Raw genomic sequence first — 16,118 nt, forward strand, 5'->3', positions numbered from 1 at the left:
TAGGTTGGCTCCATGACTTCCTTCGTGAGGCGCCTTGCTGCCCCCGAGCCCGGATGGACTATCAGCGCTGACGTGATTGTCGTTGGCTCAGGGATTGCGGGACTGACCGCCGCGCTGGAACTGCGCAGCAAGGTTGACCGCGTGCTCGTGGTGACCAAGGGCATCTTGAGCTCGGGATCGACCGTGTGGGCGCAGGGCGGGATTGCCGCAGCCCTTGACCCCGAGGACACGCCTCAACAGCATTTCGACGACACCCTCACCGCCGGCGCGGGGCTGTGCTCGGAAGCATCCGTCCGGGCGCTCGTGACCGAAGGACCGGACCGAGTCCGCGACCTCGTAGGTCGCGGCGCGAACTTCGACACCGGCCCCGACGGCGGGATCACCTTGACGCGAGAGGGTGGCCATCACCGCGACCGCATCGCGCACGCTGGCGGCGACGCGACGGGCGCGGAGATCTCCCGTGCCTTAATCGCCCAGCTTGAGGCGGTTCGCAACGACCCCGGCATCGAGGTCATAGAGCACGCGATGGTCGTCGATCTCCTGACTGCTGCGCCCAACGCGGATGGACAGCCCGGACCGGTATGCGGCGTCACGCTGCACATCATCGGCGAAGGTTCGCGAGACGGTGTGGGCGCTGCCGTGGCGAAGTCGGTGATCATGGCAACCGGCGGCATCGGCCAGGTGTTCCGAGCGTCGACCAACCCCACGTCTTCGACTGGTGACGGGCTCGCGTCTGCGCTCCGTGCCGGAGCTGCTGTCGCGGACCTCGAGTTCGTCCAGTTCCACCCCACCGTGCTGTGGCAGGGCGCCGCCGCCCGCGGCCAGCAGACCCTCATCTCGGAGGCTGTGCGCGGCGAAGGTGCGTACCTTCTCAACAGCGATGGCAAGCGCTTCATGGTGGACCGCCACCCCATGGCTGAGCTCGCCCCGCGGGACGTCGTCAGTCGGGGGATTGTGGCGATGATGGATGAGGAAGACTCCGACAGCGCCTTCCTTGACTGCCGCCACCTGGGCGGCTCATACCTGCGTGAGCGCTTCCCGACCATCTGGGAACGCTTAGAGGAGCAGGGCGTCGACATGGCCCACGATCTGATCCCCGTCGCCCCCGCTCAGCACTATCACTCGGGCGGGATCCTGACGGACCTTCGTGGTCGCTCGACCCAGCCGGGCCTCTACGCCGTTGGCGAGGCCGCCTGCACCGGTGTGCACGGAGCCAACCGACTCGCATCCAACTCGCTCCTCGAAGGCTTGGTGTTCGCACATCGTGCGGCCAAGGACGCGGCGGCAACCGTCGCCGAGGGCACCGTGCGCCAGCACGACCCCGTCGAGCGCCCTGGACCATCCGCGCTCCTGCCCGCCACCGGCCGCGCGCAGGTGCAGAAGATCGCGCAGCGCGGTGCGGGCCCCATCCGCGAGAAAGCGGGCCTCACGCGCGCTGCGGAACGCCTCGCGGGCATCCGCAAGCGCTACCACCACGAGGAGGCTCCCTCAGGAGAGCCCCAGATCGCCGAGTGGGAAAGCACGAACGTCTTGGCCACGGCATCGGTCCTAGTGGAAAGCGCCCTCGAGCGTGAGGAAACGCGCGGCGGACACGTTCGCGAAGACTTCCCCGACACCGACGATGCGCGCTGGAAGGTGCGGGTGGCCGCGCACCTGGATGGCGACGGTCGGCTCGAGCTCCTCCACGCTCCCCTAGACCTGGGATAGTGCGCGGGGCGGCAGGGTGGTCCGCCAAGCGCGGACTCGTTCTACGCTAGATCCCGTGATGCATCCTGAGGATCTTGATCAGCGCCGCCCCCTGTCCGCGTCGTGGCTCGCCGGAGCCGTCGCGCAAGCCTTGGAAGAGGACCTCGGGCCAGAGCCCGGCCGCGACGTGACGACGCAATCCACCATCGGGGCCGATGCCAGGGTCACCGGCCGTATCGCCATGCGTGAGGCTGGGGTCATCGCGGGCCTGCCGGTGATCGCGGAGACGCTCACCCAAGTGGCGGACCACCTCAATCTGGCGCGCCCGGTTGTGACCTTGCTCGCCGCTGACGGTGACTCGTGCGAACCCGGCACGACGGTCGCCGAAATCGCCGGCCCCGGTCACGTGGTGCTGATCGCGGAACGCACCATGCTCAACTTCTTGTCCCGAGCATCGGGCGTTGCCACCCACACGCGGGCGTGGACCCATGCGCTCGACGGAACCACAGCATCGGTCCTCGACACCCGCAAGACCACCCCCGGACTGCGCGAACTAGAGAAGTACGCGGTGCGCTGCGGCGGGGGAGTGAACAAGCGCATCGGGCTGTACGACTGCGCGATGGTGAAGGACAACCACATTGCCGCCGCTGGCTCGGTCACGGGAGCAATCGAGGCGATTGGGGCTCGCTTCCCCGAGGTCCCCGTCCAGGTGGAGGTCGAGTCGCCGGAGCAAGCGTGGGAGGCCATCGACGCCGGCGCGCGCTTCCTCATGATCGACAACATGCCGCCCGTAGCCATGACAGACCTCGTCGCCGCCATTCGCGATTCCGAGAGCGAGACGGGCCGCGTCCGGCTGGAGGCAACCGGCGGGCTCACCCTCGACAACGCCCGCGAGGTCGCCATGACCGGCGTGGACTACATGTCGGTGGGTGCGCTGACGCACTCGAGCCCCATTATCGACCTGGGGCTCGACCTCGACTGAGCGCGCGCCGCGGCGCCACGTAGGACGTGACGTGAGGGCGGGAGCGCCCAGGTAACCTAGAAGGCGTGACTGACCAGACCCCCACGCCCGAGCAGGACATCCCCGAGCAGATGAAGGTGCGCCGCGAGAAGCGCGACCGCCTCATCGCGGCGGGCGGCCAGGCTTACCCGGTCGCTGTCGCACGCACCCACGAGATTGCCGATGTGAAGGCGGAGTACGACCGCCTCGAGACCGGCGAAGAGACGCAGGACGTCGTCGCCGTGGCCGGTCGCGTGGTGTTCATTCGCAACACAGGCAAGCTGTGCTTTGCGGCGATCCAGGACGGTGCCGGCGAGCGCCTTCAGATCATGCTGTCGCTGGCCGAGGTTGGCGAGGACTCGCTCGCGGCGTTCAAGGCCGATGTCGACTTGGGCGATCACCTCTTTGCCAAGGGCCGCGCGATTAAGTCGCGCCGTGGTGAAGTGTCCGTGTTTGCCTCGGACTGGGAAATCGCCGCCAAGGCTCTGCGCCCCCTTCCCGTGCTGCACAAGGAACTGTCCGAGGAATCACGCGTGCGCCAGCGCTATGTGGACTTGATTGCGCGCCCGGTCGCACGCGACACCGTCCGCAACCGCGCCCACGTGATGCGTTCGCTTCGCGAGTCGCTCCATTCCCGCGGATTCATCGAAATCGAAACGCCCATGTTGCAGACGCAACACGGCGGCGCGGCTGCACGCCCGTTTGTGACGCACATGAATGCGTATGACATCGACCTCTACATGCGCATCGCGCCCGAACTTTTCTTGAAGCGGGCCGTTGTCGGTGGCGTGGAAAAGGTATTCGAGATCAACCGAAATTTCCGCAATGAGGGCGCGGATTCCTCGCACTCGCCGGAGTTCTCGATGCTTGAAGCCTATGAGGCTTACGGCGACTACAACACGATGGCAGCGCTGACGCAGGACCTGATCCAAGGTGCTGCGACTGACGTTTTTGGTTCGACAACCGTGACCCTGGCTGACGGCGAGGAGTACGACCTCGGCGGCGACTGGGATGAGCTCACGATGTATGGGTCGCTGTCGGAGGCCATGGGCGAGGACGTCACCCCGCAGACCAGCGTCGAGCAACTGCTGGCGTGGTGCGACAAGGTGGACCTGTCCGTTGACCCCAAGCGCGTCAACCACGGCAAACTCGTCGAGGAACTGTGGGAGCACTACGTGGGCAACGACCTCACCGCCCCCACCTTTGTGCGCGACTTTCCCGTGGAGACCAGCCCGCTCACGCGCGACCACCGCAGCATCGACGGCATCGTTGAAAAATGGGACCTCTACGTCCGTGGCTTCGAGCTCGCCACCGCGTATTCGGAGCTCGTTGACCCTGTTATCCAGCGCGAACGCTTCGAGCAGCAGGCGCGCATGGCTGCGCAGGGCGATGATGAAGCGATGCCGCTCGACGAGGACTTCCTCACTGCCATGGAGTACGCGATGCCGCCTGCAGGCGGCATGGGCATGGGCATGGACCGCCTGCTCATGGCGCTGACGGGCCTCGGAATCCGCGAAACCATCACGTTCCCCCTCGTGAAGCCAAGCGAGGACTAATGGAGCTCTGGCAGCAAGTCGCCATTGGCGTGATTCCCTCGATCGGCGTCGCGCTGATCTTCTGGTTCGCCATGCGAGCAGTGGTGCGCGCGGACCGCAACGAGCGTGCCGCGTTGGCACAGATCGATGCTGAGGAAGCGGCTGCGACCACCGCGGATGTGGACGCTCAGCGGGCGCCGAGCAACGCCTCGGCCACCGACGCTGAAGCCGGCGGCGGGACTGCCGCGAGCGAAACCACCCCACACGCGTCCTCAGGGGCCTGAAGGGAAACCCTTTCTCGTGGAATCGGGCTCCGATTCTTCAAGGCTGAACGTTTCACCCCCCATTTGTGCCCGCATTGACTATTGAATCCCGGCGTGTGATTCTTAGGATACCCCGAGAGATAAGGAAACCCGATGGCACAGAAGGTTCAGGTTGTTCTCGTCGATGATATTGATGGCGGCGATGCTTCGCACACCATTAATTTCGCGCTTGACGGCACCAGCTACGAGATTGACGTGAATGATGCGCACGCGGCTGAACTGCGCGAGGCATTCCAGCCGTGGATTGCTGTGGCGCGCAAGACGTCGACGCGTCGAGGCGCCAGCCGCGGTCGCCGTGAGGACACGGCAAAGATCCGTGAGTGGGCCAAGAAGAACGGTTTTGACGTATCCGAGCGTGGCCGAATTTCCGCCAAGGTGCGTGAGGCCTACAACCAGGCCAACTAATTGACGCGTCGCGTTTACTGAACGCTTCGTGAGTTTCACCGTAGAAGCGACGGCTCCGGGCCTTAAGGGTTCGGGGCCGTCGTCGTACGCGCGGCTCCCTCGGTGCCCGCGCCCGTGACCTGCAGGAGAAGAAGATGAACGACACCGTGTGGTGGGGGACTTACCCGGAAGCTGGCTTGGGGACGCCGACTGGAGTGGGCGAGGGGCTGTGGCGACAGAACCCGGCCGATGCCTCACTTGCCTTAGAACTGCCGGCGCCTTCGTTCATGGTGGGTCATCCAAGCCTGCCGCTGCTCTACGCGGTCTCAGAAGAGGACGCGTCTGCCGTCCACGTGATCGACGTCGCCCATCCGGATGCGCCCCAGGTGTTGCAGTCGCTCGTGACCGGTGGCTCGTCCGCGTGCCACGTTCTGATGGCGCCCGATTCCCGCACGCTCTACATCAGCCACTACGGCTCTGGTGATCTCGCGGTGGTGCGCTTGAGCGAGGATGGCAGGCTCCTCGGTGACGGCTCCGCCCAGCGCTTCGCACACACGGGCTCCGGTCCCAATGCCGATCGGCAGGAGGCGCCTCACGCGCACTTTGCGGGCTTTGGCCCCGGCGGACACCACGTGCTGGTCGCTGACCTCGGCACCGACGAGTTGCGTCGCTACGCAATCCGCGCAGATGGCCTGCTGGACGACCACGGAATCGCCGCCACGCTTCCTGGCGGGTCCGGCCCCCGCCACTTCGTCGTCAAGGGCGAGCACCTGTATGTCGCGTGCGAGCTGACGTCGCGGGTCGCAACACTGCGATGGGACGCTTCCAGCGGCACCGCAGAGACCATCGCCGACCAGCCCGCCACGACCGTCACGCCGACGTCAGCGGACGCGAACTTCCCGTCGCACATCGTGTTGCACGACGACCTGCTGTTGGTGGGTGTGCGGGGCGCCGACGTCATCGCGCTCCACGACCTCAGTCCCGAGGGGCACGCCAACTACCGCGGTGCGGTTGATGCCGGCCACTGGCCACGCCACTTTGCGATCATTGACGACCGGTTACACGTGGGCGCCGAACGCGGCCACGAGGTCCGTACTGTGCCGCTCCCGGATGTCTTGGCGCTGGCTCCCGAAGCAGAGGTGGGCGAGGTCGCTGAACTGACGTACGCATCGGCCCCCATGCCGAGCCCGGCATTCGTCATCGCCCACCCGAATGTGACGACTGGCTGAACTCCAGCATCGGCCCCAAAGTCCCACGCGGTCGCCACCGGAACGGCGATAGGCTGAAGGCATGACCTACACACTGATCCTGCTCCGCCACGGCGAGAGCGAGTGGAACGCGAAGAACCTGTTCACCGGCTGGGTGGACGTCGAACTCAACGAGAAGGGTTGGGGCGAGGCCAAGCGCGGCGGCGAACTGCTGAAGGCTGAGGGCGTGCTGCCCGACGTCCTTCACACCTCGCTGCTGCGTCGCGCCATCATGACGGCGAACCTCGCGCTGGACGCCGCCGACCGTCACTGGATTCCCGTCAAGCGCGACTGGCGCCTCAACGAGCGCCACTACGGCGACCTCCAGGGTAAGAACAAGGCCGAGACCCTCGAGCAGTTCGGCGAGGAGCAGTTCATGACCTGGCGTCGCTCGTACGACGTGCCGCCGCCGGTCATCTCTGAGGGCAACGAGTACGGCCAGGCCGGCGACCCGCGCTACGCAGGCGAGCCTGTCCCGGAGACCGAGTGCCTCAAGGACGTCCTCGAGCGCGCGCTGCCGTACTGGGAGGGCGAGATTGTGCCCGACCTCAAGGCCGGCAAGACCGTCATGGTCGCCGCGCACGGCAACTCGCTGCGTGCGATCATCAAGCACCTCGACGGCATCGCCGACGACGACATCGTGGGTGTCAACGTGCCCACCGGTATCCCGCTGGTGTACGAACTGGACGAGGAGACTCTCAAGCCCGTGAAGGCTGGCGGAACGTACCTCGATGCAGACGCCGCAGCGGCCGCGATTCAGGCCGTCGCGAACCAGGGCAAGAAGTAAGGCTTAACGCTCGTAGTACAGCAAAGGCGCCCATCTCCTGAGTGGAGATGGGCGCCTTTGTCGTAGGGCCGATGCCGGGGTTGGGCTTAGAAGTGAGCCCGCGATCCCGTGTGGTCACCGGTCACCAAGTACACGATCTGGCGCGAGACGGCCACAGCGTGGTCGCCGAAGCGCTCGAAGAAGCGAGCCAGAAGCGCGATGTCCAGCGTCTCCTGGACGGAGCCGGTATAGCCGGACTCCAACAGGGTCTGGTACGACTTCGCGTGAAGCTGGTCGAGTTCATCGTCGTCGGACACGATGCCGGCGGCCGTGTTGAGGTCGCGGCTCTCAAGGAGTGCCACGGTCTCGTTGGCGGCGCGCTTGGCGGCCTCGGTCATCCCGCGGATGATCTCGACGTGCTCCGCGGGGATGGCGCTCCCGGGGTAGGCACGGCGTGCGGCCTCCGCGATGTGCTGAGCGAGGTCACCCATGCGCTCGAGCGACGAGGAAATGCGCAGCGACGAGATGATCGTGCGCAGGTCAAGGCCCACGGGCTGCTGCTGGGCGATGAGGAGCACGCAGCGCTCGTCGACGGTGGCTTCGAGTTCGTCGAGCTTGACGTCGTCGGCAATGACCTTCTGGGCCAGTTCGACGTTCTGCTCGAGCAGGGCCTCCGAGGCGCGGGTGATCGCGGACTCGACGTGGCGGCTCATAGTGATCAGATCGCCGGCCAATTCCGACATCTCTGCAGTGAAAAGCGTACGCATGACTCTCCTTAGGCGGTATGCATCGTCCCTAGTGTGGCACCGCTCGCGGGCCAGTACGAAAGAAAGTGCTTCCGAACCAGTAAACATCGCGTGACCAATGGGAAACATTGGGTGAACTCGTCCTCGCCTCGTTACTGTGACCACATGACCCCCGAGATGTGGCTCGCCGCAGCCATTGGTGTCGTGGTGGGTGCAACCGTCATGGCGCTCGTGTTGGCGCTCGCTAAGCGCCGCGCAAACGACGACGGTGGCGGCACCGTGATCCCTCATCGCACGCGAGAGGTGCTGTCCGCGTTGCAGTCGGGCAGCATCATTGTGCGTCGCGATCGCCGCGCAGCGTTCTCAAACCACACGGCATCGGCCCTTGGCGTCACCCGCCCGGACGGTGCCCTCCACCCCGGTGTCGCCGATCTTGCGGAGGCCGCATGGGCCGCGGAGCAGGTCGTCGAAGACGAGGTCGAAGTCAGTCGCGGCGTGCTCGGAGTGTCCACCATCGTTCACGTCCGTGTTACTCCGCTCAACGGCGACCTGGCGCTGGCGATTGCGAACGACAACACGGAAATGCGCGCCGCAGAGCAAACCCGCCGTGAGTTCGCCGTGAACGTGTCCCACGAGCTCAAGACCCCGGTGGGGGCGTTGTCGCTCTTGGCCGAGACTATCGAGGGCAACGCCGACGACACGGAGATGGTCGAGGACTTCGCCAAGAAGATCCGCAGGGAAGCGCGGCGTTTGACCAAGCTGGTCCAGGAGATCATCGAAATCTCGCGCATTCAGGGCGGCGAATCGGTCATCGACCATGAGGTTGTGCCGCTGGCTGAGGTCGTCGAAGAAGTGGTCGAGGGCGCACAAATCTCCGCCGAGGCCCGGAAGGTGACGGTGGTCGCTGATATTTCAGCTGCGCCGACCGTCATGGGTGACCACGACCTTCTTGTGATGGCCTTGCGAAACCTCGTCGACAACGCCATCAACTACTCCGATCTCGGATCGCACGTGACCGTGACGCTCTCGCGAGAACCAGACACGGACGTCGCAGTCCTCAAAGTGATCGACGCGGGAATCGGTATCTCGAAAGAGAACCAGGAACGCATCTTCGAGCGGTTCTTCCGTGCAGACCCGGCACGGTCGCGCGAAACCGGTGGAACGGGTCTGGGCCTGTCCATCGTCAAGCACGTTGTCCTGCAGCACTCCGGAGTCGTGGAGGTGTGGTCAAAGCCCACCGTCGGCTCCACCTTTACTGTTCGTCTCACCATCCACCAGGAGGAGCAATGACCGAGGCGAGAATTCTCGTCGTTGAAGACGAGGAGTCGTACCGCGACTCCCTGAAGTACCTGCTGCGACGCGAGGGATTCGACGTCCTGCTCGCAGAAAACGGCCAGCAGGGGCTCGACGCGTTCATCCGCGACGGAGCGGATGTGGTGCTCCTTGACCTCATGCTTCCGCGCATGTCCGGCACCGAGGTGTTCCGCGAGATCCGTGAGCGCTCTAACGTGCCGATCATCATGGTGACGGCCAAGGACGACCAGGTGGACAAGATCATCGGCCTCGAACTGGGAGCCGACGACTACGTCACCAAGCCGTACAGCGCTCGAGAGCTCGTGGCCCGTGTCCGCGCGGTGTTGCGTCGCCACGGCGCGGCGTCAACGGACATTCCCGATGAGCCTGAGCGCCTGACCGTGGCCGGCATCACGATGGACCCCGAGCGCTTGTCAGTGGCCCGCGGGGACGACGTCCAGAACCTCCCGCCCAAGGAGTTTGCGCTGCTGTACCTGTTGGCTCAGAACTCTGGCCGCGTGCTGCCTCGCCAGGTGATCATCGACCGCGTGTGGGGTGCTGACTACTTCGGCGACACCAAGACGCTTGATGTCCACATCAAGCGTTTGCGTGGGCGTATCGAGGCGGATCCGTCGCACCCGGTGCTCATTCAGACCGTGCGCGGAGTGGGCTACACCTTCGAGGATTAGACGCTTGTGTTGCGGGAGCGGCTCCGCTCCTGTTCACCGATTGTTCACCTGAAGTTCAGTTTTGCGATCGTATCGCGTTACCTTGGATTCCTACCTTGGTATAGCCACGGCAGCGCGCCGCGGTGGACAGTGCCGCATCGACACCTGAGGACTGATTCTGTGACGTTCAAGATCCGCGTGGGGGCCACGGCCACCGCTGCGACGGTCGCCGTGTTGCTTGCGGCCTGTACGCCAACGAACGAGGCCGCTCTAGAGGCGTCGCAAGTGGAGTCAGACCTCGCGGGAAACCTGCAGGGTGCCGGCTCTTCCGCCCAGGAGGCGGGAATGGATGCGTGGCGCGCAGCCTTCCAGAGCAACAACCCGGACGTGAACGTCGGTTACGACCCGGTCGGTTCGGGCGGCGGTATCGAACAGTTCCTCTCGGGTGCTGTTCCTTTCGCCGGTTCCGATGGGCTGCTGAGCGACGAAGAGTATGAGATCGCAGCGGACCGATGCGCTGGTGACGGCGGCGCGTACCACCTCCCGATGTACATTTCCCCGGTCGCCGTCATCTTCAACATTCCCGGCGTCGAGTCGCTGAACATGGACGCGATCACCATCGCCGAGATCTTCAACGGTGACATTTCCTCGTGGGACGACGAGGCCATCGCCGCTCAAAACGAGGGCGTGGACCTTCCCGCACAGACCATCACTGTGGTCCCACGCTCAGACAGTTCGGGCACCACCGAGAACTTCACGGACTACCTCGAGCAGGCAGCAGGCGATGCCTGGCCGCACGAGGCTTCGAAGGAGTTCCCTGCGACAGACGCCCAGCGTGTGGGTGGGGACGGTACTTCCGCGCAGATCGACCAGATTCGCTCCAGCGAGTACTCGGTGGGCTATGCGGACGCCTCGCGTTCGGGTGGCCTCGGAACTGCCGCGCTGAAGGTCGGCGACGAGTACGTCCCGTTCTCGCCTGAGGCCGCAGCGAACATCGTGGCTGCCTCGCCCGTCATGGACAACGCGAATGGTGAGAACGACCTGGCTTATGCCATTGACCGCACCACGACCGATGCATCGGCCTACCCGCTGACGCTGGTGAGTTATCACATCGTGTGCTCCGAATACACCGACCCCAACGAGCGTGAACTGCTCACTGAGTTCGAAAAGTTTGTGGCCTCAGCGGACGGTCAGAATGTCGCGGCGGCGGCCGCCGGTTCAGCCCCGTTGACTGCTGAGCTGTCCGACCGCATCACCGCCATCGTCGACGAGATTGCGTCGAACTAGTGACGCGCATGCCACGCCCCGCGACGCTCGCGGCCGATAAGGTGGGCGCAGCCGCCAGTCCAGTGATCACAGACCTAAGGGAGACCTGACCGTGACCACGACCCCGTCGTCCACCGGCTCTCAGCCGGCAGGCAACGACTACGGTACGCATCCAGGTGCGCGCGCCAACGGCATCTTCAAGGGCATGTCGACCGGTGCTGGTGTCCTCATCCTCGTCACGCTCGCAGCGGTAGCCACGTTCCTCCTGGTTGAGGCCTGGCCCGCGTTCATTGCGTCGCCCGAGGACTTGGGCCAAGAAGTGTCCTTCATCAAGCCGGAGGACGGTCAGTCGCTGATGGAGATCATCGGCTACCTGATCTACGGCACGGTGCTGATGTCGCTCATCGCACTGGTCATCGCGACGCCCATCTCCATCGGGATCGCACTGTTTATCTCGCACTATGCGCCGCGCCGGCTCGCGCAGACGCTCGGGTACCTGATCGACCTGCTGGCCGCCGTGCCTTCGGTGGTCTACGGCTTGTGGGGAGTGGCCGTCCTGGTGCCGTTCCTCAACCCGTTCTACCAATTCTTGGCGGACTACCTCGGTTTCATCCCACTGTTTGCGGCACCGGAGTCCGGCGAGATCTTCACCGGTCGCGTCGCGATGTCTGCCGGAATCGTGCTGGCCATCATGATCCTTCCGATCATCACGGCAGTCACGCGCGAGGTCTTCCTGCAGACTCCGGTCTTGCACGAAGAGGCCGCCCTCGCCATGGGAGCCACGCGGTGGGAAATGGTCAAGATGTCCGTGTTCCCCTTCGCCCGTTCCGGCATGGTCGGAGCGACGATGCTGGGCTTGGGTCGCGCGCTCGGAGAGACTATGGCGGTGCTCATGATCATCAGCCCCGGGCTCACCCTCTCGCCGTACATCCTGCAGCCCAACCAGCACAACACCGTGGCCGGTTACATCGCGCTGCAGTTCCCCGAAGCGAACGCCATGGGTGTGTCTTCCCTTGTGGCGATGGGCCTCGCGCTGTTCGTGATCACGCTGGTGGTCAACATGCTGGCGCGGTGGGTTGTCTCGCGTCGTAGCGAATTCTCGGGAGCGAACTGATGGCTACCACCACGACGACTCCATTCGGGGAGATCTCCCCCTCGCGCCGGGCAAAGGACCGCGCGATGACCACCGCGATGTATGTCGCGTTCTTGCTCGCGATCATCCCGCTGGTGTGGCTTCTCCTGACCGTTGTCGTCAACGGCATCGACCGGTTCTTCATCTCGGACACGTACCCAGACAGTGGATTCAACTTTGAGTTCCTGAACCAGTCCATGCGCGGCATCTACGGTGCTGAAGCTCCGTTCGGCGGCATCGCGCACGCAATGGTCGGCTCGCTCATGATGACGCTCGCGGCCACCATCATCTCGGTGCCGGTGGGTCTTCTCACCGCGATCTACCTTGTGGAATACGGGCACGGCGCAGTCAAGAAGGGCATCCGCTTCTTCGTTGACGTCATGACGGGCATCCCTTCGATCGTGGCCGGTCTGTTCGCCTACTCGCTGTTCGCAGTGCTCATGGGGCCAGGCACCAAGCTGGGCATCGTGGGCGCTGTCGCGCTGTCGATCCTGATGATTCCTGTGGTGGTGCGCTCCAGCGAAGAGATGCTGCAGCTGGTTCCCAACGAGCTGCGCGAGGCGTCCTACGCACTTGGCGTGCCGAAGTGGCTTACGATCACCAAGGTCGTGCTGCGCACCTCCATCGCAGGAATCACGACGGGTGTGACGCTCGCCATCGCGCGCGTGATCGGCGAGACCGCACCGCTGCTCGTGGCCGTCGGCGTCGCGGACTCCATGAACTGGAATCTCTTTGACGGCCGCATGATGTCGCTGCCCGTCTACATCATCACCGAGTACGAAAAGGGCGAGCTCCCCTGCACCACGGACACCTGTGTTGCTGACATCGCGGAGTACCGTGCTTGGGCCGCCGCGCTTGTCCTGATCGTGATCGTTATGGGCCTCAACCTTGTGGCTCGACTTGTTGCCAGATATTTCTCCCCGAAGAGCGGCCGCTAGCCGCGCCAGATCGGAGCCATGCAGTGTCAAAGCGCATCGACATCAACAACTTGAACGTCTACTACAGCCAGTTCCTGGCTGTGGAGGACGTCTCGCTGTCGATCGAGCCCAAGGCCGTCACCGCCTTTATCGGTCCGTCCGGTTGCGGTAAGTCGACCTTCCTTCGCACCCTGAACCGGATGCATGAGGTCATTCCCGGCGGCCGCGTGGAGGGTGAGGTCCTCATCGACGGCGTCGACCTTTACGGCAAGGACGTCGACCCCGTCACGGTGCGCCGCCACGTCGGGATGGTCTTCCAGCGTCCTAACCCGTTCCCGACCATGTCGATCGCGGAAAACGTGCTGGCGGGCTACCGCTTGAACAACAAGCGAGTTTCCAACTCCGACGCGGACGACCTCGTGGAGTCCTCGCTGCGCGGTGCCAACCTGTGGGACGAGGTCAAGGACCGCCTCAATAAACCTGGCTCATCGCTCTCTGGTGGTCAGCAGCAGCGCCTGTGCATTGCGCGTGCGATCGCCATCAAGCCGGACATCCTGCTGATGGACGAGCCTTGCTCGGCACTGGACCCCATTTCGACGCTGGCCATCGAGGACCTTATTACGGACCTCAAGGACCAGTACACGATCGTCATCGTGACGCACAACATGCAGCAGGCCGCGCGTGTCTCGGACACCACCGCGTTCTTCAACATCGCGGGCACCGGCAAGCCCGGCAAGCTCATCGAAATGAATGACACCACGACGATGTTCTCGACGCCGTCGGAAAAGGCCACTGAGGACTACATCTCGGGCCGCTTCGGCTAAACGCGCAGTAGCGCTGAACAGCAAAAATCCCCCTGGATCACGTCAGTGAACCAGGGGGATTTCGCTATGTAAAGACTGTGTTTAGCCGATCTCGTCGATCAAGTGGGTGTACTCCGGCAGCGTGCCATCGAGGACTGGAACGTCAGTGATGTAGGTGCCGGCGCCCTGGTCCTGGAAGACCGTCTCGACAACCAGTCCGGGCTGGACGGTCGAGGTGCCGGACACCTCAACATCGCCCTCTTCAGGACCAAGCTTGACGCTTTCGCCAGCGGGCACCTCAACGTCGGTGGTGGTCATCGCGTCGAAGGTGACAGTGACGACTGCATCCTCGGCAGAACCGTTGTGGAGCGTGCCAATCAGGGTCGCGGGGCTGTCGAGCGCTTCGGTGATGACGATGAGGTTCAGCGCCTCCACGTCACCCACGATCAGCTGCGTGCCGTCGGACGCTGCGTAGTTCTCCTGAGTCGTGATCGGGTTGACGTAGGAGCACCCTGCAAGGGCGATGGCGGCCACGGAGGCCGCGGCAATGCGGGCGGGAACGGTGTGCTTCACTGCGCTTCGAGCCTTTCGCGAGAACGGGGGTCGGGACCAGGATACTGGTCTGACGCGAATGGGCGGAACAGCGCGTCGTTACGCCCTCAATAACAATGCCCCTGTTAATGGGAATGAGCCGATGGTAGAATCGTCTCCGACACGAAGGAGCTCACTCCACCATGAACTTTGCCGTCGGCGAGACCGTCGTCTACCCGCACCACGGTGCGGCGAAGATCCAGGACATCAAGAAGCGCACCATTAAGGGCGAGGAGAAGACGTACCTCAAGCTTAAGGTCGCGCAGGGTGACCTGACCATTGAAGTCCCCGCAGAGAACGTCGACTTGGTCGGCGTCAGGGACGTCGTCGACAAGGAAGGCCTGGAAAAGGTCTTCGATGTCTTGCGTGAGCCATATGTGGAGGAGCCCACCAACTGGTCGCGTCGCTACAAGGCCAACGTCGAGAAGCTCGCTTCCGGTGACGTGATCCGCGTGGCTGAGGTTGTCCGCGACCTGTCGCGTCGCGACACCGACAAGGGCCTGTCCGCGGGTGAGAAGCGCATGCTGCACAAGGCACGCCAGATCCTCGTGAGCGAACTCGCTCTCGCCGAAAAGTGCGACGAGGATACCGCTGAAGCCCGCTTGGACGAGGTCCTCGCTTCGTGACCATCGCGGCGGTCGTGACCGCCGCGGGTTCGGGAACCCGCCTGGGGGCAAGCGTCCCTAAGGCGCTCGTCCCTGTTCAGGGGCGTCCGCTGGTGGCGTGGGCCGTCGAGACCGTCAGCCATATCGCTGACACCGTGATCGTGACGGCTCCGCGCACCCACGTGGAGGCTTTCCGCGAAGCTGTGCCATCGGCGCTAGTTGTCGTCGGTGGCGGTGAACGGCAGGAGTCCGTCGCCGCCGGTCTGGCGGCGGTCCCGGACTCCACCGAGATCGTCCTGATCCACGACGCCGCTCGTGCTTTCCAGCCCGCCCACGTCATGACCGCAGCCATCCAAGCGATCCGCGACGGCGCTGACGGTGCCGTACCCGTGGTGCCGGTCGTCGATACCTTGGTCCAAGCATCGGCCGATGGAACACTAGGCGCCACCGCTAACCGTGACGCGCTACGAGCGGTCCAAACCCCCCAAGTATTCACCCTGGCGGTGGCCCGTGCCGCCCATGCCAGTGGCATCACCGGGGCAACGGACGATGCCCAACTTGCCAGAGCCGCTGGCCTGCGAGTTGTTGAGGTCGACGGCGATGAGCGTGGCTTTAAGGTCACTCGGCCTTTGGACCTCGCGGTCGCCCTGCACATCGCGAGCCAAATGGAGGACAGATGATTCCGCGCACAGGTATTGGTGTCGACGTGCATGCCTTCGGCGGCGAAGGGACGCTCGCGCTTGCAGGTCTTGAGTGGCCAGGTGAAGCGCCGCTGTCGGGGCACTCTGACGGCGATGTCGCCGCGCACGCCGCGTGCGATGCGTTGCTAAGCGCGACGGGACTAGGTGACCTGGGCTCCAACTTTGGTACCGACCGTCCCGAGTGGGCCGGCGCAGCAGGAACGGCCCTGCTGGCTGAGACCGTGTACCGGGTCCGCGCTGCAGGGTTTGAGATCGGTAACATCGCGATTCAGGTGCTCGGCAATCGTCCCAAGCTGTCCCCACGCCGTGGCGAGGCGGAGTCCGTTTTGTCGGAAGCCGCCGGTGCCCCTGTCACGGTGTCCGCCACCACCACCGACGGACTGGGACTCACCGGTCGCGGCGAGGGAGTGGCCGCCATCGCAACGGCGCTGGTCGTGCCCGCACAAGACCGGTAG

Annotated in this window: 18 protein-coding genes; 16 read left to right on the top strand and 2 right to left on the bottom strand. The window is 64.5% G+C overall.

Annotation, left to right across the window (positions count from 1 at the left end; all coding sequences use genetic code 11):
* The first annotated feature begins 12 nt into the window (after positions 1–12).
* The 7 genes from AOP74_RS06985 (at position 13) to AOP74_RS07015 (ending at position 6,962) form a co-directional block, all read left to right on the top strand.
* Entirely contained in the window at positions 13–1,707 is a 1,695-nt protein-coding gene (locus AOP74_RS06985; RefSeq protein ID WP_061961575.1) for an L-aspartate oxidase, read from the top strand.
* Between the two features lie 58 nt (positions 1,708–1,765).
* Positions 1,766–2,668: a carboxylating nicotinate-nucleotide diphosphorylase gene (gene nadC / locus AOP74_RS06990; RefSeq protein WP_061961944.1), complete on the top strand. Its 903-nt coding sequence runs from the start codon at positions 1,766–1,768 to the stop codon at positions 2,666–2,668.
* A 110-nt stretch (positions 2,669–2,778) separates the two neighbouring features.
* Positions 2,779–4,242, top strand: coding sequence for a lysine--tRNA ligase (gene lysS, locus AOP74_RS06995; protein WP_082096194.1), 1,464 nt, complete (start codon positions 2,779–2,781; stop codon positions 4,240–4,242).
* Positions 4,242–4,505: a hypothetical protein gene (locus AOP74_RS07000; RefSeq protein WP_061961577.1), complete on the top strand. Its 264-nt coding sequence runs from the start codon at positions 4,242–4,244 to the stop codon at positions 4,503–4,505. The genes lysS and AOP74_RS07000 overlap by 1 nt, the downstream gene beginning before the upstream one ends.
* 132 nt (positions 4,506–4,637) lie before the next feature.
* Entirely contained in the window at positions 4,638–4,949 is a 312-nt protein-coding gene (locus tag AOP74_RS07005; protein WP_061961578.1) for a histone-like nucleoid-structuring protein Lsr2, read from the top strand.
* Between the two features lie 134 nt (positions 4,950–5,083).
* Positions 5,084–6,157: a lactonase family protein gene (locus AOP74_RS07010; RefSeq protein WP_061961579.1), complete on the top strand. Its 1,074-nt coding sequence runs from the start codon at positions 5,084–5,086 to the stop codon at positions 6,155–6,157.
* Positions 6,158–6,218: 61 nt separating this feature from the next.
* Complete coding sequence (locus tag AOP74_RS07015) at positions 6,219–6,962, top strand: phosphoglyceromutase (RefSeq protein WP_061961580.1); 744 nt, start codon at positions 6,219–6,221, stop codon at positions 6,960–6,962.
* An 86-nt stretch (positions 6,963–7,048) separates the two neighbouring features.
* Here AOP74_RS07015 and phoU read toward each other — a convergent pair whose 3' ends face one another.
* Positions 7,049–7,708, bottom strand: coding sequence for a phosphate signaling complex protein PhoU (gene phoU / locus AOP74_RS07020; RefSeq protein WP_061961581.1), 660 nt, complete (start codon positions 7,706–7,708; stop codon positions 7,049–7,051).
* Positions 7,709–7,852: 144 nt separating this feature from the next.
* On the opposite strand from phoU, the gene AOP74_RS07025 reads away from it, so the two are divergent.
* From AOP74_RS07025 to pstB, 6 genes are all read left to right on the top strand, one after another.
* Complete coding sequence (locus AOP74_RS07025) at positions 7,853–8,977, top strand: sensor histidine kinase (RefSeq protein WP_082096087.1); 1,125 nt, start codon at positions 7,853–7,855, stop codon at positions 8,975–8,977.
* On the top strand, positions 8,974–9,669 hold the full coding sequence (locus tag AOP74_RS07030; RefSeq protein WP_061961583.1) for a response regulator: 696 nt from the start codon (positions 8,974–8,976) through the stop codon (positions 9,667–9,669). The genes AOP74_RS07025 and AOP74_RS07030 overlap by 4 nt, the downstream gene beginning before the upstream one ends.
* A gap of 159 nt (positions 9,670–9,828) precedes the next feature.
* Positions 9,829–10,935, top strand: a complete 1,107-nt coding sequence (locus tag AOP74_RS07035; protein ID WP_061961584.1) for a phosphate ABC transporter substrate-binding protein PstS — start codon at positions 9,829–9,831, stop codon at positions 10,933–10,935.
* 85 nt (positions 10,936–11,020) lie between these two features.
* The gene (pstC, locus tag AOP74_RS07040; RefSeq protein ID WP_439645058.1) at positions 11,021–12,028 is read left to right on the top strand and encodes a phosphate ABC transporter permease subunit PstC; all 1,008 of its coding nucleotides are present in this window, start codon (positions 11,021–11,023) and stop codon (positions 12,026–12,028) included.
* Positions 12,028–12,984, top strand: coding sequence for a phosphate ABC transporter permease PstA (gene pstA, locus AOP74_RS07045; protein ID WP_061961585.1), 957 nt, complete (start codon positions 12,028–12,030; stop codon positions 12,982–12,984). Before pstC ends, pstA begins: the two co-directional genes overlap by 1 nt.
* Before the next feature lie 23 nt (positions 12,985–13,007).
* Positions 13,008–13,787 (top strand): phosphate ABC transporter ATP-binding protein PstB, encoded by a 780-nt coding sequence (gene pstB, locus AOP74_RS07050; RefSeq protein WP_061961586.1) that lies wholly within the window; start codon positions 13,008–13,010, stop codon positions 13,785–13,787.
* Between the two features lie 81 nt (positions 13,788–13,868).
* Here the strand turns inward: pstB and AOP74_RS07055 are convergent, their stop codons facing one another.
* The gene (locus AOP74_RS07055; RefSeq protein WP_061961587.1) at positions 13,869–14,339 is read right to left on the bottom strand and encodes a hypothetical protein; all 471 of its coding nucleotides are present in this window, start codon (positions 14,337–14,339) and stop codon (positions 13,869–13,871) included.
* 161 nt (positions 14,340–14,500) lie between these two features.
* Here AOP74_RS07055 and AOP74_RS07060 point away from each other — a divergent pair, with 161 nt between their 5' ends.
* From AOP74_RS07060 to ispF, 3 genes are read left to right on the top strand one after another with little or no spacing between them, the layout of a single operon-like run.
* Positions 14,501–14,983: a CarD family transcriptional regulator gene (locus AOP74_RS07060; protein ID WP_061961588.1), complete on the top strand. Its 483-nt coding sequence runs from the start codon at positions 14,501–14,503 to the stop codon at positions 14,981–14,983.
* Positions 14,980–15,642, top strand: coding sequence for a 2-C-methyl-D-erythritol 4-phosphate cytidylyltransferase (gene ispD / locus AOP74_RS07065; RefSeq protein ID WP_061961589.1), 663 nt, complete (start codon positions 14,980–14,982; stop codon positions 15,640–15,642). Before AOP74_RS07060 ends, ispD begins: the two co-directional genes overlap by 4 nt.
* The gene (gene ispF / locus AOP74_RS07070; protein ID WP_061961590.1) at positions 15,639–16,118 is read left to right on the top strand and encodes a 2-C-methyl-D-erythritol 2,4-cyclodiphosphate synthase; all 480 of its coding nucleotides are present in this window, start codon (positions 15,639–15,641) and stop codon (positions 16,116–16,118) included. The genes ispD and ispF overlap by 4 nt, the downstream gene beginning before the upstream one ends.

This window comes from Demequina flava, assembly GCF_000975035.1.
Classification (GTDB): Bacteria; Actinomycetota; Actinomycetes; order Actinomycetales; family Demequinaceae; genus Demequina; species Demequina flava.